Source organism: Saccharothrix longispora, assembly GCF_030852425.1.
GTDB classification, from domain to species: Bacteria; Actinomycetota; Actinomycetes; order Mycobacteriales; family Pseudonocardiaceae; genus Actinosynnema; species Actinosynnema longispora.
In genome coordinates this window covers 36,079-59,384 of the sequence record NZ_NSDM01000018.1, presented here as the reverse complement: position 1 = coordinate 59,384, position 23,306 = coordinate 36,079, and the positions used below count along the sequence as shown (strand labels likewise).

Annotated in this window: 8 protein-coding genes and 2 pseudogenes; 2 read left to right on the top strand and 8 right to left on the bottom strand. The window is 71.3% G+C overall.

Annotated features, from left to right (window positions below; genetic code table 11):
- Positions 1-7: 7 nt before the first annotated feature.
- From CKY47_RS31855 to CKY47_RS31845, 3 genes are all read right to left on the bottom strand, one after another.
- Entirely contained in the window at positions 8-13,336 is a 13,329-nt protein-coding gene (locus CKY47_RS31855; protein ID WP_306750047.1) for a hemopexin repeat-containing protein, read from the bottom strand.
- Positions 13,337-13,833: 497 nt separating this feature from the next.
- Positions 13,834-14,136 (bottom strand): FAD-dependent oxidoreductase, encoded by a 303-nt coding sequence (locus CKY47_RS31850; RefSeq protein WP_306750046.1) that lies wholly within the window; start codon positions 14,134-14,136, stop codon positions 13,834-13,836.
- A 270-nt stretch (positions 14,137-14,406) separates the two neighbouring features.
- Positions 14,407-15,627, bottom strand: coding sequence for a hypothetical protein (locus tag CKY47_RS31845; protein WP_306750045.1), 1,221 nt, complete (start codon positions 15,625-15,627; stop codon positions 14,407-14,409).
- Between the two features lie 303 nt (positions 15,628-15,930).
- Here CKY47_RS31845 and CKY47_RS31840 point away from each other — a divergent pair.
- Positions 15,931-16,793 (top strand): IS5 family transposase gene (locus tag CKY47_RS31840; RefSeq protein WP_371320774.1). Its coding sequence is split into 2 segments (ribosomal slippage): positions 15,931-16,296 and positions 16,299-16,793, totalling 861 coding nucleotides; the frame shifts between segments, so codons are not numbered across the junction.
- Between the two features lie 320 nt (positions 16,794-17,113).
- Here the strand turns inward: CKY47_RS31840 and CKY47_RS31835 are convergent.
- On the bottom strand, positions 17,114-17,635 hold the full coding sequence (locus tag CKY47_RS31835; RefSeq protein WP_306750044.1) for a hypothetical protein: 522 nt from the start codon (positions 17,633-17,635) through the stop codon (positions 17,114-17,116).
- 262 nt (positions 17,636-17,897) lie between these two features.
- Positions 17,898-18,230, bottom strand: a complete 333-nt coding sequence (locus CKY47_RS31830) for a hypothetical protein (protein WP_306750043.1) — start codon at positions 18,228-18,230, stop codon at positions 17,898-17,900.
- Between the two features lie 108 nt (positions 18,231-18,338).
- On the opposite strand from CKY47_RS31830, the gene CKY47_RS37095 reads away from it, so the two are divergent.
- A complete protein-coding gene (locus CKY47_RS37095; protein ID WP_371320770.1) occupies positions 18,339-18,536 on the top strand; it encodes a helix-turn-helix transcriptional regulator in 198 nt (65 codons plus the stop codon).
- A 113-nt stretch (positions 18,537-18,649) separates the two neighbouring features.
- Here CKY47_RS37095 and CKY47_RS31825 read toward each other — a convergent pair.
- From CKY47_RS31825 to CKY47_RS31815, 3 genes and pseudogenes are all read right to left on the bottom strand, one after another.
- A pseudogene (locus CKY47_RS31825) lies at positions 18,650-19,188 on the bottom strand (helix-turn-helix domain-containing protein); the annotation flags it as partial.
- A 118-nt stretch (positions 19,189-19,306) separates the two neighbouring features.
- A pseudogene (locus CKY47_RS31820) lies at positions 19,307-20,398 on the bottom strand (IS630 family transposase).
- Positions 20,399-20,437: 39 nt separating this feature from the next.
- Positions 20,438-23,104 carry a cellulose binding domain-containing protein gene (locus CKY47_RS31815; RefSeq protein WP_306750041.1) on the bottom strand — a complete coding sequence of 889 codons (2,667 nt, stop codon included), beginning with the start codon at positions 23,102-23,104 and terminating at the stop codon, positions 20,438-20,440.
- Positions 23,105-23,306: the final 202 nt, after the last annotated feature.

The window sequence follows — 23,306 nt, the reverse complement described above, 5'->3', positions numbered from 1 at the left end:
TCCGCGGTCAGGCCACCGAGGCCCGGTAGGCCAGCACGAGCCCGAGGCCCGTCAGGGCCTCCTTGTCTCCGTCGAGCACGAAGGTCCAGCCGTCACCGTCGACGCGCAGGTCCGGGGTGAGCAGCAGCTTGCCCTCGGTGAGCGCCATCGCCCGGTCGCCGTTGACCGTCAGCCGCGGCGCGGAGCCGTCGACCGTGCCGTAGCGGGGGTAGATGCCGATGACCTGGCGTCCGGTCAGGCCGGGCAGCAGGTCCCCGGTGATCGGGAGGGTCAGCTCGGCGCCGTCGCCCTCGACGAACTCCTGCCACTCGTCCGGGAACTCGGTCGCCACGTCGAGGAAGCGGGCCGTCGGGTAGGGCTTGAGCATCCCCTTCACCGCGTTCGCGAACACCTCACCGCCCTGTGCGGCCGTGTAGCGCACGGTCAGCAGGACGTCCCGCAACCCGGTCGTCCGGCGGCCGTTCAGTTCCAGGCGCCACGTGGACACCGCGCCCGTGCCCTCGAACGGCAGGTAGCGGGTGTCGTCGTAGCGCAGCTCGAACAGCCCGTTGTTCTCCTGCTCACCGGGTTGGGACAGGGCGATCTGCTGGCTCGCCCGCCAGTCGCCGCGCACGGTGTCGGGCAGCGGCTCCTTGGGGTCGAGCAGGTGCCGCACCGCCTTCGGGTCGGGCTCCAGCACGGTCTTGTGACCCACCTGCGTCAGCGTGGCGTTGGGCTGGACCGCTTCGCCGTTGTCGTCCAGGAAGGTGACCGTCACGGTGCGGACCTGGCGCCGGAAGTGGCCCGGGAAGTCGCGGTCGAACAGCTCTTCGGTGAGCGTGAACTCGCACGACCCGCTCGCGGCCAGCCGCAGCGCCGCGGCCGGGTCCAGTTCGAGCAACGACACCTGCTTGGTGATCTCCAGACCGCGGGCCCCGGTGTCGGCGTAGACCTGGTTCAGCCGGTCCAGGTCCACCCCGAGGCTGTCACCGGCAAGCAACCCGGCCCGGCGGCTGTCCCAGTGGACCGGGCGGATGACGGCCGCCTCGGCGTCGCCCAGGCCCCGTTCGAACCGCAACGCGCGTTCGGCGGCCTTCGCGGTGTCGTAGGCCAACGAGTACGCCTGGAAGTACAGGCCGGACAGCCGGCTTGCCATCCACCCGTACAGCTCGACGCTGGTGAACTTGTCCTTCAGCAGCGCGCCGACGGCCCGGTTGTGGTCGATCTCCCGGGCGAGGACCTCGGCCTCGCGGCGCGCGACCGCCAACTGCTGCTCGGCCGCGGCCACCTGGTGGTTGATCTGGGCGAGGTCGCCGGTGGCGTTGGCGAGCTGGAACTCCCACTCCTGGTGGGTGCGTTCCTGCTCGGCGCGCACGCCGAGCAGCTCACCGGTGACGGTCAACCCCTCGCCCAGCACCTGCGGCATCTCGGAGCCCTTGTCCAGCACGTTGCCGAGGTGGTGCCCGCCCCACGTCGAGCCGATGCTGAACGGCCCGATGGTGGCCTGCGGCACGGCGTGCGCGATGGCCGCGGCCACCTTGAGCACGCCCGAGGTCAGGTGCAGGGCGGCGGCCGCGCCCATGATGCCGATCTGCGCCTGTTCCAGCGGGGTGATCCCGGTCGTGATGAGCTGCTGGTAGTGGGCGATCCGCTGGTTGGCCGCCTCACGGCTGGCCTGCAACTCGCGCACGGTCGCCGCGGCGGCCTCGACCTGGGCGTCCCTGATCGCCTGGGTCATCTCCAGGATGACGCCCTCCTGCCGGTTGTGCAGCAGGCCCAGCTCCTCGGCGTCGCGCCGCTCCAGCACCGAGAGCAGGTCGCCGCCGAGCTGGCGGAGCCGGTCGGCCAGGTCCTGGGCCCGGCGGAACGTGGCCTCGAACCGGTAGTGCGGCACGGCCGCGGCGGCGCCGGCGGCGACCGCCTGCTCCACCCCGACGCCCGCGGCCACGCTGCGGACCAGGTCCATCGGGTCGATCGGCGGCTCGAACAGCGGCAGCGGTTGGCTGATGCCGAGGATGTTCAGCGACTGCCTGATCTTGCGCAGCCGGTCCTCGACCCGGTCCCAGTAAGCGGTGAACGCGCTGTTGTCCGGGATCCGGAAGTAGCGGTTGGCCACGCCGGCGTGCACGCCGCCCGGTCCTTCCAGCAGGCTGCCGCCGCCGGTCAGCTCGGCCAGCAGGTCCAGCTCGCCCGGCTCGTCGTCCAGCTCCCGGTAGGTCCGCGACGGGGTGAGCGGCAGCCTGCCGGGCAGCTCGGGCCGCAGGCCGAGCAGGTCCCAGGCGAAGATGTAGAGCATCCTGGCCTCGTCCACGCTCTCGCCGGTGTGCTGGCGGAAGAGCATGTCGCCCCAGTCGAGCAGGTTGTCGATGTAGGCCATCACCACCGCGCGGCGGTAGGCCACCGGGCGCAGGTCGGCGATGGCGTGCGGGTCGAAGGGGTCGCCGCGGTAGGCGTCGATGAGGCTGTCGCGGTCGCCCACCAGGTCGTAGTACCGCTGGAGGTCCGCGACCAGCGCGGTGCGCTCCTGCAACTGCTCGACGGCCCGCACGACCCCCTGCCACAGGCTGCGCTTGGGCTCGCGGATGCGCGGTGTGATCCGGGCCTTCGCGGCGGTCACCGCGTCCGCGAGCAGCACGTGCAGCCGGGAGGACGCCAGCCGGTCGAGCACCGCCAGTTCCGCGCCGTCCAGCGGGCGGTTCTCCCGGAACCCGGGCGTCAGCCGCTCCAGGTCGGCCAGGACCTCGTCCAGTTCGGCGGCCAGGCCCGCCGGTTCGTCGAACCCGGCGGCGGCGAGCGTGCCCGCCAGTTCCGCCAGGTCGCGCCGCGACCGGTCGGCCAGCGCGGCGAGGTCCACCGCGAGGAACGGCAGGAACCGCCAGTACCGGTCGGGTTCGGTGGGGTCGAAGACGTACTCGTACCACTGCCGCGCGTCGGCGAACCGCTGGGCGTCGTTGAGCGCCTGCGCGATCAGGACGGGCGCGTGGAAGAAGATCTCCCAGTAGTAGATCCCGTTGGCGCTCTGGAAGTCCAGGTGCGCCCCGGCGGGCAGCCGGTTGGCCACCACCCGGTCGTCGCGGACCTGGATGGTGTTGCGGTCCGACCGGTCGGTCCGGAACGCAGGGCGCTCGTCCAGCTCCTGCCCGGCGGGCGCCAGCAGGGCCGCGACGCCACCGCCCAGCAGCCGCTGGTTGAGCTGCGCGGCCGTGCTCGTGGTCAGGCGGACGACCTCGATGGGCAGCGCGGCCCGTTCGAACGGTCGCGGCACCGTGGTCGTGCTCGGGTAGCCGAGGTGGTTCTCGCCGACGAACAGGTAGAGGCGGTGGTCGGACTCGCTGTCGAGCACGCCGGTGACCTCGGCGAAGTTCTCCGGCAGGTCGCCCCAGTTGCCCTCGATCGGCGCGAAGCCGGTGACGTCGGTGAGACCGGACGTCAGGCGCGCGTAGTACGCGCCGCTGAACGCGTAGCGGTGCGGACCGCGCCGGAACACGGCGGTGATCGGCTGCGACAAGGGCTTCGGGTAGCCCTCGTCGACCGTCTCCGGCACCTGACCGCCCTGGCCCGGCAGGGTGTAGCGGACGACCTGCGCACCGCTGGTCAGGTACAGGAACGTGCCGTCGACGTACGCCGAGTCCACCGTGGCCAGGCCGCCGGTGGTCACGCCGCGGCCGAGGTCCCGGCTCGGCCAGCTCGTCTCCACGACCTTGGGCTTGCGGTGCGGGCGGCCTTCCCCCGGCTGCTCGACCTCGACCTGGCTGCACGTCAGGGTCGCGTCGTTGAAGTACCACGACGTGCCGCGCACCCGCAGGGCCGCGCCGATCTTCGCCCACTTCGGGAAGTTCTCGCCGCTCTCGGAGATCTTGTGCGCGTGGCCCTCGTCGGGCGCCTGGTAGTGGTTGCCGGAGTACCGGACGTACTCGTCGCCGGTGAACACGAAGGTGAGCTGCCGGTCTGCGTCCACGATGGCCGAGTCGAACCGGGTGAGCCCGGACCTGCCGCCGAACAGGGCGGTGGCGGGCGTCCCGGGGCTGCCGCCGCGCTCGATCCGGCCGCCGCCGGCCGCCGTGTAGAACCACTCGGTGTCGTTGAGGTCGGTGAACGCGGCGTCGATCCGCCCCCAGCGCGGGAAGTTCTCGTCGTTGGTGAGGAGGTCCTTGGGGTACCGGGGGTCGAGCGCGCCGAACGCACCGCTGTAGCGGAAGTACTGCCCACCCGAGAACACGTAGGTGCGCTCGCCGTCCCGGTCGCGGCGGTGCAGCACGGCGTCCACCAGGCCGGTGCGGGTCAGGTTGGTGGTCCTGCGCCCCCAGCGGTCCGCGATGGTCCCGCCGTCGCCGGGCCTGCCCCTGGTGACGGCGACGTGGCGGTGGGCCTGGTTGTCGAAGAAGTACCGGGTGCCGCCGGGCAGCTCGACCGCGGCGTCGACCCGGGTCCACCCGGTCAGGCCGAGGTCGGTCTGCGGGCGCGGCACGACCGGTTCGGCCGGCGCCACGACGGCCGGGCGGCACAGGAAGCTGCCGCCCTTGTGGTCGATGCTGAACCAGGGTCCGTAGTCGGCTCCGGTCGGGCTGGTGAACGGCACCACCCTGGGCCGGTTCGCCGGGTCCGCGCCGGCCACCGCGTCGATCTCGGCCTGGGCCAGGACCTCGCGCAGCGGGTCGGTGGCCGCGACCACGTCCGCCCCCGCGCGGAGGGCGGGCACCGGGAGCACCTCCTCGACCAGCTCCGCGGTCAACGCGGACGCCTGGACGTGGGTGGACCTGGTCGGCGTGGGCGCGGCGCCGTCCTCACCCGGTTGCGTCGTGATCACCGAGTAGGTGCAGGTCACGGCGATTGACTGGGGATCGTCGGCGTGGCCGCCCGCCACCTCGACGGCCAGCCGGACGTCGTGGATCGTGCCGTCGCCGCGGGTGTCCATGGCCAACGTCTGCGCCGGCACCCACTCCCCGTTGAGGTTGTAGAACGAGTAGTGGATCTTCACCTGCTCGGTCGCCGGCGGTGCGGTGACCTGCTGGCTGTCGCCCTGGTCGCGGGTGGCCAGCGTGGTCGTGGCGGGCGTGGCCGGCGGGACGGACTCCACCGTGGTCCAGAACACGAACACCCGGTTGAACGCGTGCACCGGGTGCACCTCGTCCGCGTCGATCTGCACGTCCACCTTGAGCCACGGCTCCCAGGAGCCGGTCAGCTTGTCGGCGCTGCGGAACCGGGCGCGCCGGTAGTAGAAGCGCCGCGGCTCGGTCCGGGTGCGGCCGAACAGGACCAGGTCACGGGTGTCGTCGGACCCCGCAGTGTAGACGTGGCCGCCCGCGATCGCCAGGCGGGACACCTCGGTGTACTCGTCGAGGTAGCGCTTGTAGGCGCGCTCCACCGACGCCGGCGTGACCTCGCCCTGGAGCAGGTCGGCCTCCAGCGCCTCGAACGCAGGGGTCTTGCGGTCCCGCAGCTCCGGGCGCAGGTAGTTCTCCGGGTAGAGGAAGACCTTGCGGTTGGCCTCCCAGACCCGGTAGTTGCGCATCCAGGTCCACCACGTCCGCAGCCGGTCGCGCACCTGCCCGTCCGACCCGCCGGGGTGCGTGACGTCTTCCAGGTCCAGGAAGTAGCGGTGCAGGAAGAACTGGGTCGCCGCGATGGCCTCCCGGATCGGGGACGTCGTGCCCCGGCTGCCCATGTCCACGTCGATCAGCAACTGCTCGAACAGCTCGCGCGAGGTGTCCGCGCCGGTCTTGCCCAGCACGGCAGCCACCAGCGCGTCCCGCTCGACCACGGCGAACTCGTCGTGGACCTGGCGGGAGAGCACCGCCCAGTCCTGCGGGCCGTGCCGACGTGCCAGCAGGTCGTGCAGCAGCACGGCCGTGGCGGCGTCGGAGGGCCGCTCGCCGTGCAGCCCCGACCAGACGTCGAAGACCGCGGCGGGTCCCGCGCCCAGCGCTTCGGCCGCGGTGAACACGTCCACCAGCTTGAGCATCGTTTCCAGCTCGACCCGGTCGTCGTCGGGCGTGCCGGTGCGCAGGGCGCGTCGGCGGACGAGCCAGCGCACGTCCTCCACATCCCAGCCCATGATCTCCGCGAGCCGGAGGTACGGGTCGGTGAACGTGCCCGGCCCGGTCGCGACGAACTCGGCGAGCCCGTCGTGGGCGCGGGCCAGGCCCGCGAACCGGGTGATCGCGCGGAGGTCCTCGAACCGGTAGTCCGACCAGGCCGACCACCGCCGGTGGAACGCCTGGGGGTAGGTCCGGTCGATCCGCCCGTACCCGTCGCCGGAGTAGCGGACGTACTGGTCGCCCCGGCCGAGGTAGGTCCGTCCGTCGAGGACGAACGCGATGTCGAGGCGCTCCTCGAACCCGGCGGGCAGGTCGCCCCAGTCGTCGCGCACGGTGCGGGGGAACCCGTCGTCCACGTGGGTCCGGTCGTCGCCGCTGTAGCGGGCGTACTGCCCGTCGCGGAACACGTACAGCTCGCCGGCCGGGGCGACGAAGGCCGCGTCCACGCCGGGGTTGTCGGTGAACGCGTTGCGGACCCGACCCCAGACGCCGGCGACCGGCCGGACGTCGGGCCGCCGCACGTCGATCCAGTGCGGGCCGGCAAAGAGGCGCACGCCGCCGTCGGCTCCGCGGAACGCCGCGTCCACGCCGTCGCGCATCTGCTCGGGCAGGGTCCCGATGCCCAGTTCCCCGGGCAGGGCGGTCTCGATCGCGCGGGGGTAGCCCTCGTCCACGAACGACAGGTCGCCGCCGGAGTAGCGCACGTACTGGTCGCCGCTGAACAGGAACGTGCGCCCGTCGTCGACCAGCGCGGCGTCGACCCGGCCCTGCTCGGCCAGCGTGTTGCGGACCCGGCCGAGGCCCAGTTCGGCGACGTCGTAGGTGGCGGTCGCGGTGCGCGAGACGACGTGGCACTCACCGCCGACGAACAGGTGGGCGGTGCGCCGGTTGGCCACGACGGCGTCGATCACCGCGCCGGCGCCCGCCTCGATCCGCGCGGCCACCGCGTCCTCGAACGAGTCGGGCAGGTTCGCGAACGCGTCCTCGTGGCGGAGGTTGTCCGCGATGAGCTTGGGGTAGCCGGGGTCGGCGTGCCGGTAGGCGGTGCCGGTGTAGCGGACGTACTGGTCGCCCGAGAACAGGAACGTCGTGTTCCCCGAGGCCACGAACGCGGCGTCCACACGACCGCCGCCGGACACGAAGTTGTTCCGCGACCGGCCCCAGGCGTCCCGGATCGGACGGGGCGCGGCGACCGCGCCCGCGGCCACGCGGGTGAACCGGTCCGGGAAGAACAGGTAGGTCGCGGCGTCCGGCCCGGTGAACGCGGCGGTCACCGCGGCCGGCCAGTCGCGCTCGACGCCGGGCCAGAGCCTGCTCACCGGCCGGGCGGGCGACCACGCGCCGGTGACCTCGTGCCGCACCAGGTACCGGTCGCCGGTCAGCACCAGCATGTTCTCGCCCTCGAACAGCACCGCGTCGGGCGCGGTGAAGCCGTCGGGCCGCAGGTCGGCGGGGACGTCCCAGAACGTCGCGTCGGCGCGCAGCGGGTAGCCCTGGTCGGGCCGGGTGTAGCCGGTCCCGGAGAACACCAGGTAGCGCTGGACGCCCGCGGCGTCCGGCTTCTCGAACACGTAGGTCCGGTCGCCCCGGACGTAGGCCAGGGTGACGCTGGTCAGGCCGGCCCAGTGCTCGGCGATCGGCCGCGGTTCGCCGACGATCTCGGCGTCCACGACCCGGGTGCCCTCGTAGACGACGAACTGGTCGCCGCTGAACACGTAGGTGCGCCCGTCACGCCCGACGAACGCGGCGTCCACGCGGTTGTCCTGCGCGATGGTGTTGCGGCCGCGTCCCCAGTCCTCGGCGAGCGGGTACTCCCGGTTCAGCCGGACGTCGAAGCACGCGCTGCCCTTGAACAGGTAGGTGTTGCCGTCCGCGCCGCGCAGCACGGCGTCCAAACCGGTGCGGAACCCGGCGGGCACCGCGCGCAGCACCCGTGGCCGGACCGGGGTCTTCGTCACGGTCGCGCCCTCCAGGGCGCTGTAGCGCTGCCAGCCGGCCGCCTCCTCGACCAGGACCGCACCGTCCTCGACGAACGCGCAGCGGACGTCGCCGAACCCCGGGTAACGGCGGTGCGGTGCGTCGGAGACGGCGTGCCAACGGCCGTCGACGAGCAGGTAGGTCGTGCGCCGGTCGGCGAACGCCGCCTCGACCGGGCCGGTCAGCGGAGCGGGCAGCCCGGCGAACCGCGGCTCGTGCCACAGCGCCTCGATCGACCTGGGGTAGCCGTCCGCGACGGTGGTGAGGTCCGCGCCGTCGTAGCGCACGTACTGGTTGCCGCTGAACAGGTACGTGGCGGAGTCCAGCACCAGCGTGGCGTCGACGCGGCCGTGCCGGGCGATGCCGTTGGCGACGTTGCCCCAGAACGCCGCGTTCGTGGCCGGGTACCGGTCGTCCACGCCGGTGTGGTCGTTGCCGGTGTAGCGGGCGTAGCGGGTGCCGGAGAAGACGTAGGTCTTGCCGTCCTTGCCGACGAAGGCCGCGTCGACGTGGTCGAACGGCAGGCTGTCCCACCGGTCGCCCAGCGGTCTCGGCTCGGACCACCAGCGGCGCTTGTTGTCGAACACGACGTACAGGTCGCCGGAGAACAGGTAGGTCCGGTCGTCCCGGCCGGTGAACACCGCGTCCACCGTGGTGAACCCACCGTCGGGGAGGTTCCACCAGTTCTCCGCCAGCGGCCTCGGGTAGCCCCCGTCGGGCACCGCGTAGGCGCGGGTCGAGTAGCGGACGTGGTACTGGACGTCCTGATCCGGGTCGGCGTGCACCTCGATCCGGTCGGTCGCCCGGCGCAGCACGAGCCTGATCCCGTGCTCCGCTTGCAGGCGCCACTCGGGCGCGGCGCCGGTCACGCGCGTGTCCACGCCGACGCCGATCCCGCGCTCCTGGAGCAGGTCGCGCAGCGCCCGGGAGACCGTGCCCGCGGCCAGGTCGGGCTCGTGCTCCACCGGGAGGTCGAACAGCAACCCGCCCGCGCCGAACAGGTGGGTCGCGCCGTCCAGCACGAAGGACGCGCCGACGCTGCGCAGCCCGCCCCAGTCCGGGGCGATGCGGCGCGGGTAGCCGAGGTCGACCGCGGAGTAGTCGGCGCCGGAGTACCGGAGGTACTTGCCGCCGCTGAACAGGTAGGTCATCCCGTCGAGGCCCACGAACGCGGAATCGACCACACCGCCGGTCAGGACCGGCTCCAGCACGCCCCAGCGGTCCGCGGTCGCGCCCGGCCTGGCCGGCGTCACCGCCGCGGCCCCGATGGGCTCCAGCGCGACCGTGCGGCCGTCCTTGAACAGGTGCACCACCCCGGAGGGCTCGGCGAACGCCGCGTCCAGCGCGCCGTCGAACCCGACCGGCACACCGGCCAGGTGGGACTCGATCGAGCGCGGGTAGCCCTCGTCGACCAGGACGCCGTCGTTCTCGATGCTGTCCGAGTAGCGCACCACCTGGTTGCCCGAGAACAGCACGACCGACGACGCCTCGGCGAAGCCCGCGTCGATCCGCCCGGTGTCGGCCAGGACGTTGCGCACCCGGCCCCAGACCTCGGCGGTCGGCCGGTCGCCCAGCACGTCGCCGACGGCCAGGCTGCGGTCGCCCGCGAACAGGTGGGTCGTGCCGTCGCGGTCCTGGAACGAGGCGTCCACCGAGGTCCGGAACCGCTCCGGCAGCGGCGTGTGCCGCCCCTCCCCCTCCCACCACTCGCCGATGGCGCGGGGGTAGCCCTCGTCCACGAAGGTGTGGTCCGAGCCGGAGTAGCGCACGTACTGGTCGCCCCGGAACAGGTAGGTGCGGCCTTCGGCGTCCACGAAGGCGCTGTCGATCCGGGCCGGCTCGTGGTCGAAGGTGTTGCGGACCTTGCCCCAGACCTGCGTGCCGCGGTCCCAGTGCCCGGCGCCGGGCGCGCGGGTGAAGGCGTGCGACCCGGCCGCGTCGTGCCCGATGAGCCATTCCGCGCCCTGCGCGTCGGTGAACGCGGCGTCCACGCCGACGAGCCCGGCGAACCGGGGCGACAGCTCGGCCAGCGGACGGGGCGGCCCGATGGGGATCTCGGCGCCCTCCGGGTAGGCCCACCACGCGTTGCCCCGGAACAGGTAGCGGTTGCCGTCGGCGGATTCCAGGAGCGCGTCGATGCGGTCTGCACCCGTCGGCAGCACGAGCGGCTCGGGGAACTTGCCCGCCAGGTCCTGGTCGTGGAAGACGACGCCCACGCCGGTCGCGTCCAGCCCGAGCCGGGCGACCAGCAGCGCGAACCGCCGGATCCGGTGGTAGGCGCGACGGCCGGCCGATCCCGCCGCGGGCAGCACGTCGAACGCCCCGGCCACGCTGCCGCAAACGCCCGTGCACAGCGCTTCCACCGTGGCCGTGCGCTGCCCGGTCGCGTCCGCCAGCACCTCCAGCAGCGCGTCGCGCTGCACGGTCGCCTGCGCGCTGAGGGCCGCGGTGACCTCCTCGACACCCGCCACCAGCTCCCGGGCGGCGGTGTGCAGCAGGTAGAAGACGTCGGTGGCGTAGTCCTCCAGGTCGGGCAGGGTGTAGCCGAGGGAGTTGGACGGCGTGGCGAACCAGGCGAGCCGGTCCTCGGGCACCGAGAGGTCGTCGTGGAGGTCGCCGCGGGCGACCAGGATGGCCACCAGCCGGGTGGTCTCGTCGGCGTCGAAGCCCAGCTCGGCGATCGCGTCGAGGTCGAACCGGTAGGGCCGCTGCTCGGTCAGGACGGTGGCGATCCGGTGGGTGATGGTGGCCAGGTCGCCCGCGGAGAACAACCGCTCCCAGGGCGATCCGGCGAGCGACACCACGTTGTCCGGGTCGGCGAAGAAGTTCCGGATCTCGTCGGGCACCGCGTTGTCGTCGAGGTAGGCGCCGGCCAGGGCCTCGGCCGCGGCGCGGGCGGCGGCGTGGTCGGCGATCTCGCCGAACCCCTCCGCGTCCACGGTGAGCACCGCCGCGCGGGCGGCGGCGAGCTGGTCCTGGACGGCGCGCAGGACGGCCGCGCGGTGCGGGTGGAACGTCACGGCCAGGCCGAACCCGTCGAGGGTCAGCCGGGCCAGCGCCGCGGGATCGACGTAGTTGTCCTCGCCGTCGACGTAACCGTTGAACCGCAGGCTTTCCAGCAGGTCGTCCCGCTGCCCCGGGGTGAGCGGGAGGTCGGCGAAGATCTCCGGGTCGACCGCGACCGGCTCGGTGCGCGCCCGCTCGACGAGTGCGCGCAGCAGGTCGAACACCTCCGGCGCGACGGCGTCGAGGGGCACGGTGACCGCGAACCCGGCGACGTTCCCCGGCGCCTGGAAGAAGTCCGGCGCCAGGATCGCGCCGGAGGGGTCGAGGTGGCCCAGCACGACCAGGTTGTCGTACAGCTCCGCCCGCTGGTCGTCGGTGAGCCCGCCCAGCGCCGCGAGGTCCGAGGGGTAGAGCGCCGCGGGTTCGGCCGCACCGCACTCGGCGAGGAGGGCGAACAGCCGTTCCCGGACGGCCGTGAAGTCGCTCGCGAGCCGGAACCGGGCGACCGTCGTCGGCAGCCGGTCGTCCACCAGGGTCCCCGACGAGTCCAGCAGGCCGGTGAGCACGAGGTTGGTGAAGACCTTGCCGGCGAGCGGCGCGGCGAGCCCCAGCCCGCGGAAGTCCTCCTCGGTGATGTCCGACAGGTCGGTCACCGCGTCGTACGCGGCCGTGCCGACCAGGGCGGGGTCGAGCCGCAGCACGCGGTGGTCCTGGGCCACGACACCGTCGGACTGGGTGAGCACGTCGTGCAGGACCTGGGCGGCGCGCTGCCCGAACCGCTCGGACACGAACAGGTCGGGGGTCAGCGCGACCTCGTCCAGCTTCTCGGTCAACCGGCCGCGGACCGCGTCCCACTCCTCGTCGACCTCGCCCGGCGGCGTGCCGCCCAGGACGTCGCCGAGTTCCGCGCTGTCCACGCCGAGCGCCCGCATCCACCGCACGACGCCGAGCAGCAGTTGTGCCAGGCACAGGCCGGAACCGACGTCCCGCGCCTCCAGCAGCAGGTACGGGTCCGACGTCTGCGGTCCGGTGTCGAGCAGCCCGCCGAAGGCGCTCGCGTGCAGGCTCAACGGGTCGTTGGCCAGCGCGTCCAGGACGCCGAACAGCTCGGTGGCGGTGACGTCGAGCGCGCGGGTCAGCCGCCCGACCCGGTGCAGCAGGGACAGGGCGTCCAGGCCGATCCCGTCGTGGTCGAACGGGCCGGACCCGGCCACCGTGCCCGAGTACCGCTGCCGCACGCGCCGGACGGTGACGGCGAGGTCCGCCTCCGACAGGCCGACCGCGCGGCTCACGCGGACGCGGTACTCCTGGTTGCGCGGCGCCAGGAAGTCACCGGAGGCGGTGAGCACCCGCACGCCGTCCGCCGGCGGGGTCGCGGGTCCGGCGATCACCGTGCGCTCGGCGGCGAACGGCTCGTTGAACACGCGCTCGAACAGGTCGCCGTCGATCGGGCCCACCAGGGAGGCGACCACGTCGACCGGCAGGTCCATGGCGCGGTGCAGGTGGACCACGACGGCCAGCACGCGCAGCGCGGCCAGGTCGATCCGGTTGCCGCAGCAGCGGCGCAGCACCACGTCGGTCTCGGTCGGCGTCAGGCCGGTCCTGCGCGCCAGCCGCACGAACCTGCTGACCCGCTCGAACCACTCCGGCGGCACGGGCGCGGAGCCGTCGCCCCAGACCAGTTTCCGCCCCGCGGGGTCGAGGGTCACGCGCGGCCCGCCCTGGTGGACGAACGCGTCCGCGCCCGAGGTGACGAGCGCGTCGAGTTCGGTCGCGGTCAGCCGCGTGGCGCGGACGAACGAGCGGGCGTCCTCCAGGTCGGCGAAGGAGCCGTCGCCCCCGTAGAAGGTCGCCAGGAGGTCGGCCGGGTCGGTGACGACCGTGGTCACCAGCGCGACGTCGTCGGCGGACAGGCCCAGGAACTCGCGGGCGACGACATCGCGCTCCGGCCGGCGCGCGAACAACTCGTACAGCTCGACCGGGCCGATCCGGAAATGGCGCAGGTGGCGGCGCACTTTTTCCCGGTCCAGGTCGAACGGGAGGGCGAACGGGAATCGCAGGCGCTTCAGCTCCGCGTGCGCGTCCGGACCGATGACGGCGGCGAGCACCCGGTTCACCACGTCGAGATAGGGTAACTCGGTGTAGGCGTGTTCCCCGTCGAGCGGGATCGTCGCGATGTCCGGTCGCCGATCCGGGCCGGTGAGCGGGTCCCCGGTGAAGTTGTCGTCGATCAGCTCCAGGAGATCGGCCAGGTAGGCCGCCGGCGAGTAGACCGAGCGCCCCTCGTCGACCGCGCGGAAGTCGAGCGCCCCGAAGAGCTGCTCGTAGGTCGGCAAGGAATGGTCACGACGCACGGCGGGGCCCCCAAGGTCGACTACGCACAACGGTGATCGGTCACGATCGCGTGACCGTGCGAACGTCACCGGAATACCGCGTCGGGCAACCGGTCGACGTCGATTCAGTGCTTGTCCGGGATCCGGCGGGTGATCCGCCGGCCAGTCGCGGGCGGACCTCCGGGACCGCGGGCGCGCCGAACGCGGTCCGGGCCGCCCCGACAACCGCCAACACCCCGGTCTAACCGGACCATCCGCCCTCCCGGGCATCGACCGGGGGCGGCGACTCCCACCCCCGAAGCGGACATCGCCGCACCCGGACCGGTCGCTACGCCTTGGGCGAGCAATTCACCCGGATGGCCGCACACGGGGACGCGGCGAGCGGAACACGGGCAGCCGTGCGGAGGAAGCCTTGCTCCCTCCGCGGCACTTGCGCCGCAGCACGGCGCAGAAGACGGGTGTCTTCTTGCGCCGATGACGATCGGCCGCGAGGTGCGCCGTCAGTCGCCCAGGTCGTCCAGGACGGTGGGGGCGGGGCCGAACGCCGTGGTCATGCCGATGCCCGAGGTCACCGAGACGACACGGGTCGTCGGGTGCGCTGTGGCGACGAGGAATTCGTCCGGGGTGGAGGCGTACACACCGGTCCAGCGGCGGCGCACGGTCAGGTCCGGCACGCCGAGCAGCCGGGTCGCCTCGCGCAGCACCAGGTGGTCGGTGTCCTGGTCGGGGAACGGGTCGTGGGTGACGGCGTAGTGGTGGGTGTCGCCGACGACGAGGTTGCCGTCGGGGCCCTGGGTCGGCATCAGGTCGACCGCGGCGTCGAGCAGTTCCGCTCGCGTCCGGTCGGTCCGGCGAACCAGACACGGCGTAACGGTTGCCGGTTCAGCGGTGTCCGTTGGGAGGCGACACCCGGTTCGGTGCCGACCCGCGTGAGTCGTCCGGTCACCGCGGATACGCCGATCGGCCGTGGAGGGCTCACGGCGCCGCACAGTCTGATAGGCCCCACGAACGGCCACCCCGCGCCCGCGTCGAGGCGTCAGAGGCGCCAGGACTGGAAGGCGAGGGTCGGTCTTTCAGTACACCGCGTTCTCCTGTGGCCACAGGTGCCACTCGTCCCAGACCTCGTGGGTGCCCGAGCGGTTCGGGGCCCGATTCTTCCTGCGGGTGTTGCTGCCGTCGTCGGCGACGGTGATGAGGTAGCGCCAGAGGTCCTGTCCGGTGGCGCCTTCGCGGGCGAAGGGGAAGTTGAAGAAGTAGCCGTGCCAGCGGTTGGTCTTCACCAGCAGCCTGTGCAGGGCGCGCATGGTGTTGTAGTTCCACTGTGGTTGCCCGTCGCGTGCGGACAGGCCGGCGACACCGTCGCCCAGGTCGCCCCAGAACACCACGTGCGTGTGGTTGGGGTATCCGGCCCGGTGGGTGCGGAAGTACCACTCCAGGTCGGAGAGGCCCATCGTGGTGCGCAGGAAGGCGATCTGCTGGTCCGGCGTCCTCGCGGCGTCCCAGCCGACTGCCTGGTCCCACCGGCCGTTGAGGCTCTGCAGCTCGCACACGTTGCCGTCCTGGCTGCGCATGTGCTTGTAGATCAGGGCGAAGTACCCGGTCTGGGCCTTGAGCTGGGTCAGCCACGCCTCGCCGCCGTTGTGGATGCCCTTGAAGTACGGGCCCATGCCCGCGCCCGGCATCAACAGCGTGCGCGAGGTGAGCCAGTTGTCGGTCCTGGAGTTGATGCCCCGGGCGACGTAGAGCGTGCGTTCCCGCAGTTCCGCGCAGTTGTTGAGGTTGGTCTCGATCGCGGCGACACCCTGCAGCGAGCCGGCGATCCCCTCGGTCCTCGCGCGGTTGATCAGCCTGCTCATGTCGTCGATGAACTCGTCCGCGCCGGCCTCGGTGAAGGGCCGCTGGTAGCTGATGGTGATACCGCTGCGCTGGAACCACTGCCGCTTCCACAGGTAGGTGGTCACGCCCTGGCGGTGCAGCTCCCGCAGCAGCTTGATGATCTCGTCATCGCGTTGCCGCCTGGTGGTGCCCGCCGGCAGGTCCCCCATGTTGGCCACCCGCAGCACCACAGTGCTCAGGTTGTTGTTGGCCAGCGAGAAGGCCGCCGTGGCATAAGGCAGGCCCCGCGTTTCGAACCTCACCGCGAACTTCGGGTTGGGTGGCTGCGTGAGCTGCACCCCGCGCCACTTCAAGCCCCGGATGGCATCCGGGCTCTGCGCGAGGTCCAGCCTCTCCCGGCCCTCGGCCAGCGGGTCGCCCGGCCCGGTGGCCGCCCCCGCGGGGGCGGTACCGGCCAAGCCCGCCGTGGTGGCACCCACCACAGCGGCAGCGGTGAGTCGAAGCAGGTCGCGACGTGTCGTGTCGGTCATGACGGCCCTTCGGCGTTGACGGAGGCGCAAGGTGTTCCATTTGCTGCGACGGGCTCGGCCGCCGAGTGCCGGAATCGACACGGCAGCGCAATGCCAACCCGGCAGGATTCGTCGTGTGTGGTTCGGTCAAGGTGAACGAGCCCCGCAGGAGCGTTCATCGGTGCTTCCCGCTCAGGACTAGGCAGTGTCCTGTAATTCCTTGATCAGGGTGTCTGGTAGTTCTGGTGCATGGTGGGTCGTGGTGAGTTGACCGATCGGGCGTGGGCAGCGATCGAGCCGCTGTTACCGGTGTCGGGGCGTGGACGGCGGTGGCGTGATCACCGTCAGGTGATCAACGCGATCCTGTGGAAGCTGCGCACCGGTGCGCCGTGGCGGGACCTGCCGGAGCGGTACGGGCCGTGGAAGACCGCGCACGAACGGCTGCGGTTGTGGACCGCGGACGGCACCTGGCAACGGATCCTGGACCGGGTGATCGTCAAGGACGACTCGGTCGGCGAGCTGGAGTGGATCATCAGCGTCGACTCCAGCGTCGTCCGGGCCCACCAGCACGCCGCCGGGACCCGGAAAAAGGGGGATGCGCCGCCGGGATCGAAGCCCTCGCGGTCGACGGGGAAGGGCTCGGCCGGTCCCGGGGCGGACTGAGCACCAAGATCCACATCGCGGTCGACGGACGCGGCCTGCCGATGCGCATCCTGATCACGCCGGGCCAGGCGGGTGACAACCCGCAACTGCTGCCGCTGCTCGACGGCATCCGCGTCGCCCGCTCCGGACCGGGACACCCGCGGATGCGGCCCGAGGCGGTCATCGCGGACAAGGCGTACTCGCACAAGTCGACCAGGCGGGCCCTGCGGACCCGCCGTGTCACGTTCACCTGCCCGGAACGCAAGGACCAGGTCGCCCGCCGCGCGGCCCTGGGCTCACGCGGCGGGCGACCACCGGCCTTCGACGAGGAGCGCTACAAACAGCGCAACGTGGTCGAGCGCTGCTTCAACCGCCTCAAGCAGTTCCGAGGCCTGGCCACCCGCTACGCCAAACGAGCCGCCTACTACCAGGCCGAACTCACCATCGCCGCCATCGTGCTCTGGCTGCGATGACGAATTACAGGACACTGCCTAGGGCGACCACAGGTGGTGTGGTGCGTCCAGGACGCCGCTGATGGCTTGGGTGCGCGATGCGACACGTGATGGGCCCTCGATGCGATGGCGAGGACGACGAAGTTCGGCGGTGGCCAGGTAGGGAGCTGGAGCAGAATCGGGGACCTGGGGGCGAGGAGCAGGTAGGCGGGTGAAACCTGGGTGCCGACGGTGCGGGTCGAACCGATCGGGACCGGGTAGGTGACGCGTCCCCGCACTGGGTGGCCCGGCCGCGGCGCGCTGCGCGGTCGGGTCACCTGCCTGTCAGCGGGTCTGCCCGGTCAGCGGGAGACCCGTTCGAAGCGGAGCGAGGTGCGTCCGGCGCCGTCGGAGTAGATCTGGGCGACGGTGGCCGACCCGACGGCATCGATCCGCCGGGCCTGCAACCGGATGGTCGTCGGCCCGTCCACCCGGACCAGCTCGCTGATCGGTGCGGTCTGGTTGCTGCCGGTCAGGGCGTCACCGGTGTTGTGGTCGATGATCTGGTTGACCAGCCGTTCGCTGTCCGGAACGACGCTGTCGGACGTGTCGTTCCACAGCCTGGCACTGATGTAGGTGTTGACGGACGGGATGCCGGACAAGCGCCCCCGGACGTCGGCGTCCAGTGCGTACACCCCCACCCGGGGAAGCTCGACCTCCAAGGGCGTGTCCGTCCAGGCACCGGCAGGCAGGTCCACCTGGGCGCCCAGGTGCTCGACCGCCTGGTCGACCCGCACCGGCGGCTGGGCCACGCTGACGCCGCTTTGCGCGAGCACCGCTGACGCGGCGAGTGCCACAACGGCGCCGACGACGGTCAAGGACATGCGAGAGCGCATCATTGTTCCCCTCTTCCCAGAATCGATCCTCGCAATGCGTACAGAGCGCGCGAAACCCCCCTCCTCACTATTGCGGCAAGACGCTACTATCACGGCAAGGCGACCCCATATCGCCGAACCGCACGCCGGAGCATTTCGGGTATCGGCAGGTAACCGCTCACGAAGCAGAGCGGAGACCGCATCCGACTTCGACGGTTGCCGTCATTCGCCATTCACCCCGTACGAACCTCAGCGTAGAGCCGAATGGCCTTCACGACGATAGGCTGAAAGCATGAAGCAGTGAAGGCGCATCCATGCGGTTCCGGTCGCGGCCGTGCCCTCGGACCAGCCGACGCCGGCCTTCGACCAGCAACCCGGACATCTCCAACTGCCACAACCGCGAGGTGCGCCGATCCTGGCGCTCCGAGGTCGACATCCGCCCGTAGAAGGCGAACCGCAACCCCAGGTGAACATACGGATCCTGCGAGCGCCTCCGCTCACCTCTGCGCTGTTCGGTCTGCAACCAGCCGTCGAGCAGATCCTGATCGGTCCTGAACATGATCACCGCGATCGCCTTCACCGTGGAGGAACGGACGCCCTGCATGACCACTCCGCACCACCAAGCTGACGCGGCCCTACCCGTGCACCACCCGAACAGAGCAGGAGGTACGCCTGAACAGCCCCTCTCATACGCTCAGCCCTCTCGGCGGAAGTGCCGGCAAAAAGTAGGCGTGAGCCCTTGCCCTGTGCATCGGCGGGCTCGACAACTGGCGGAGCCAGCGGATTCGACCGCAAGACCGTCAACCGCATCGAGAACGGCAGACACTCCCCCAGCCTCGACCGCGTCTTCATCCTCGCCCACGCGCTTGACGTACAGCCGCTCGAACTGTTCCAACAGCGGGGACCATGACCTGAACCGAGCCGGCGGGTAGTGCTTCATCACCATCTGAACAGGACTCCTGTCCACCCGGATCGTCAGGATCCCAGCGGGTCTGGTGTCCGACATCCAGGGTCAAGTCCCCACCGCCGTGGGAAGAGGGTCAGGACCTCGTCGATGCGGTCGAGTTTGGCGTCGAAGGCGGGGACTTTCGAGGTCTTCCAGGTCCGGGTGCGCTGGAAGCTGATTCCGTGTCGGTGCAGGATCTGCCGGAGCCGTTCCCGGCCGACGCGGACCCGTCGGTCGGGGTTGCGGTGCAGGTGGGCTGCGAGTTTGCGCAGGCTCCACCGGGTGAAGGGCAGGCCCGCCCCGGCGGGGCGGGCCTTGCCGTCGCCACGACGAACGCTTCGTCGTCGTGGCCGATCAGGCGGGGACGGCCTCCCGCCCAGCCAGGGTCCGGGGCCGCCAGGCCGCGGGCGTTGAAGTCGTGGATCACGTCCCGCACGGTGTCCGGATCGGCCGCGACCAGCCGGGCGATCGACGGCGCGGGGGTCCCGGACGACGACGCGAGGATGATCATCGCCCGACGCATCCGGATCGTGCCCTGCTTGCCCCGCCGCACGTAGTTCAGCAGGCGACGGCCCTCGTCCTCGGTTAATCGACGTGCTCTGACCGGCTCGGCCATCGATGCCTCTCATGCTCGGCGGCGACTACGTCACCACCGAGCACGGGATCACCACGAGCCGGCGTCGGGGATCTTGTCCGGCGTGTCCTCAACCCGGTGAAAATCTGTGGTCAACGCACTAGTGTCCTCCGCCGGAAATCCGCCTACAAATCGGGCGATTGACTCCAGGATCTCCTCGGCGGTCTTGGTCCACAGGAACGGGCGGGATTGGCGTTCCAGTCGGCGATCCAGGCACGGATGTCGCGTTCCAGCGCCTGAACGCTGCGGTGGGCGTTGCGGTGATCATCTGGTCGGTGGGGAATCCGAACCACCGCTCGACCTGGTTGATCCAGGACGAGCCGGTCGGGGTGGAGCGCACGTGGAACCTCGGGTGCGCGGCCAGCCACTTCCTGATCGCCGGGGTCTTGCGGGTGTCGTAGTTGTCGCAGACCAGGTGCACGTCCAACTCCGCCGGCACCGTCCTGTCGATCGTGGTCAGGAACTTGCGGAACTCAGTGGCGCGGTGCTGGCGGTGCAGTTCGCCGATCACGGTCCCGTCGGCGACGTTGAACGCGGCGAACAGACTGGTGATCCCGTTGCGGTGGTAGTCGTGGGTACGGCGTTCGGGCATGCCCGGCATCATCGGCAGCACCGGCTGCGAGCGGTCCGGCGCCTGGATCTGCGACTTATCGTCCGCGCACAGCACTACCGCCCGCTCCGGCGGGTTGCGGTACAGGCCGACGACGTCGACGACCTTCTCCACGAACAACGGATCGGTGGAGAGCTTGAAGGTCTCGGCGCGATGCGGTTTGAGGCCGAAGTCCCGCCAGATCCGGCCGATGGTCGACGCGCTCAGGCCGGTGCGTTCGGCCATCGAGGTCCGTGACCAGTGCGTGGCGTTGCGCGGGACCTCCTCCAGCGTCGCCACGATCACCTCCTCGACCCGGTCCAGCGGGATCGACGGCGGACGGCCCGGCCGCGCCTCGCCGGTCAGGCCGTCCAGGCGGTGCTCGAGAAACCTCGTGCGCCACTTGGTGACCGTCGTCGGCTGGACGCTCAAGTCCTCGGCGATCCGCTTGTTGGACAAGCCTTCCGCACACGCCAGCACGATCCTGCACCGCTGCGCCAACACCTGCGACGACTTCGCCCGACGCGCCCACCGCAGCAACGTCTCGCGCTCCTGCTCGCCCAATTTCACCTCGCGGGCGGCCGTCCGATCCGCGTCATCCACCCACACTAGGCTCAATAGGCGGATCTCCGGCGGAGGACACTAGCCGGTCGTGCAGGTGATGTTCGTCGGTGCGGGGTTGGTTTCGGTGCGGCTAGCGGTGAAGCCGAACGTGGTCGACGTGCCCGGTGCAAGGCTGCCGTTCCAGCCGGTGTTGCTCACGGTGACGTTCGGACCCCCGTTGACCAGCGTGCCGCCCCAGAGCTGGGGGATCCGCTGCCCGTTCGCGTAGGACCAGGTGACCGTCCAGGACCGGGTGGCCCGTGCGCCGGCGGTGACGGCGACCTCGCCCTGGAACCCTCCAGGCCAGGAGTTCACGACGCGGTAGTCGGCGGAGCACGATGACCCACCAGTGGTCGTGGTCGTGGTGGTGATCGGTTCGGCCACATCGCCCACGATCACGCCCCGGCCGTTGGTGCCGAGGTAGAACCGGCCGTAGACGCGTGGGTCGCCGGTGATCGCCTCGCCCGGGTCACCCCACTGGTGCCGGTCGTCGTTGACCCGGACCCAGGTGGTGCCGCTGTCGTCGGAGCGGAACACTCCGTGCACGCCGTCGACGTTGCCGCCGCCCAGGAACACCGTGGCGGCGGTTCGGCCGGGTGCGGGTTTGCCGAAGCCGACGGACTTGGCGTAGGACGCCGCTGCGATCTTGGTGAAGGTGGAGCCGGAGTCGGTCGACCGGAACACGCCGCCACCGCCGACCGCCCACACCTCGCCCTCGCGGCCGGGCACGGCCTTCACGTCGTCGGCCCTGGGCACCGTGGCGGCCGGGCTGAACGACACCCCGCCGTCGGTGCTGGCATAGAGGCGGTCACCGGACCAACCGTAGAACTTGCGGGGGTTGACGCGGTCGGCCTCCACGTGCGCGCCGGACGGGATTCCCGTCGAGGAGGTCCAGGTGGCGCCCAGGTCGGTGCTGTAGCTGACCGGCGCGTTGGAGGGTGACCACAGCAGCCGGTCGCCGGAGGCGCCCACGGCGATCGCCGCCCCGTTCTCGCCCGGGCCGCTCGTGCCCGGCGGTCGGGTCGCCGCGGCGGTCCAGGTGGTGCCGCCGTCGGTGGAGACCGCCAGGTACGAGGTGCCGGATTCGGGCCTGCCCGACCGTGCGATGACCGACGGCTTGAGCTCGGCGTAGTCCAGGGACAGGACCGAGCTCATCGGCGCGCCGGAGTACACCGCGGCGGGGATGCGGTCGATGTCGTCGTGACGGAAGCCGCCGACGTCACCGACGCCGCTGAACAGCGGCGCGCCCTGCGGCGGGCTGAACAGGTCGCCGACCGAGGTCTCCTCCAGCCCTCGAATCACGGGTTTGATCGTGATCTTGTCGCCGGTGTCCCACGCGGTGAGGTTCGCGCTGCCGAAGATGGTGGCGCCGGTGCCGTAGAGGAACCGGTTCGAGTCGAACGGGTCGATCTGCATCGACTCGGCCCACCAGCCCAGCTGCGGCCACACCAGCGGCGGTTCGTCGGCGCGTCCCCAGTCCAGCCACGGTACCGACGAGATGTCCATCTCGTACCGCAGCGTGCGTTCCGGGTAGCCGTTCCAGTCCCAGATGCGGCTCCAGCTCGCGCCGCCGTCGGTGCTGCGGAAGATCGTGATGTCGGGCCACCACTGCATCTGCGTGACGACCATGAGCGTCTTCGGGTTCTGCCGGTCGATGGTCAGACCGCTGTACCCCCACCAGTTGTCACCGCTGGACGAGGGCACCGGGCTGATGTTGGTCCACGTACCCGTGACCGGCGCGTACCGCCACACGTCGCCCCTGCCGCCGTCGTTCGGTCCCGCGGTGTCACTGGTCGCCAGGTACAGGTAGCCGTTGACCGGGTCGAACACCGACCGGTGCGGCAGGAACCCGGTCGGTTGGCCGGCCACCCGCGTCCAGGTCGTGCCACCGTCCGTGGAGCGGTACAGCATGTTCTCCTTGTCCGCCACGCCCACGTAGACGTCCCGTGTCGCCCTGCCTGTGCCGCCGGTGCGCTTGTCGAAGGCGATCCACAGCAGGCCGAGGTTCTGCGCGTGGGGGCTGTCCGGGTCGGCCGACGGGTCCGGCACGTGGTTGCCCGCGTTGGGGAAGCTCGTGACCTGCGCCCACGTGGCCCCGTGGTCGGTGCTGCGCCACAAGCCCTTGCCGCTCGGCGCGGCGAGGTAGAGCACCCTGTTGTCGTTCGGATCGACGACCAACCGCTCGCCGATGCCCCGGCCGGGCATGTTGCCGCCGAGCTTGAACGGCAGCGGCGAGGTCTCCCACGTGCGGCCGCGGTCCGCCGAGCTCAGCATCGCGCCGTTGCCGTCCCACGAGTTGGTGTAGGTGCCCACTGCGGCGTACACCCGATTGGTGTCCACCGGATCTGCGGCCAGCGCGGCGACGCCGGTGTGGCCCCACCGGTCGCGGCCGATCCAGTCCAACATCGGCTCCCACTGGCCGCTGGCCTGGTTCCACCGGTACGCGCCACCGATGTCGGTGCGGGCGTAGACGACGTCCTTCGCGCCTTCGTTGAACACGATCCCGGAAACGAACCCCCCGCCACCGATCTGGACGTTCTTGAAGGTGTACGGCTGAACCGGAGCGGCCTGAGCAGACGTCGTCGTGACCGACGCGATCACCACGGGTAACGCGACGGCGAGCAGCGCCGCAACTGCGACGGTGGCGAACGCGCGTCGCCCGGATCGGATCGCGGAGAAGCTGGGCCGGGTTTGCGGTATGCGCATGGAAGGTTCCTCACGGTGCGGGAGGTGTTGGAGAGCTTGGTCGGCGCGAGCACGGGTCGCACCCCGCAGTCGACCGGCCCAGCGGCCGGTTCGGATCGGGGTGCAGGCCAGGGATGATCGGCTGGTCCATCCCGTCTCCTGTCGGCTCTTCGTGTCGGTGCGGCTGCGGTCACCGGCTGCTCGGGCCCGATCGTCGAGGCCG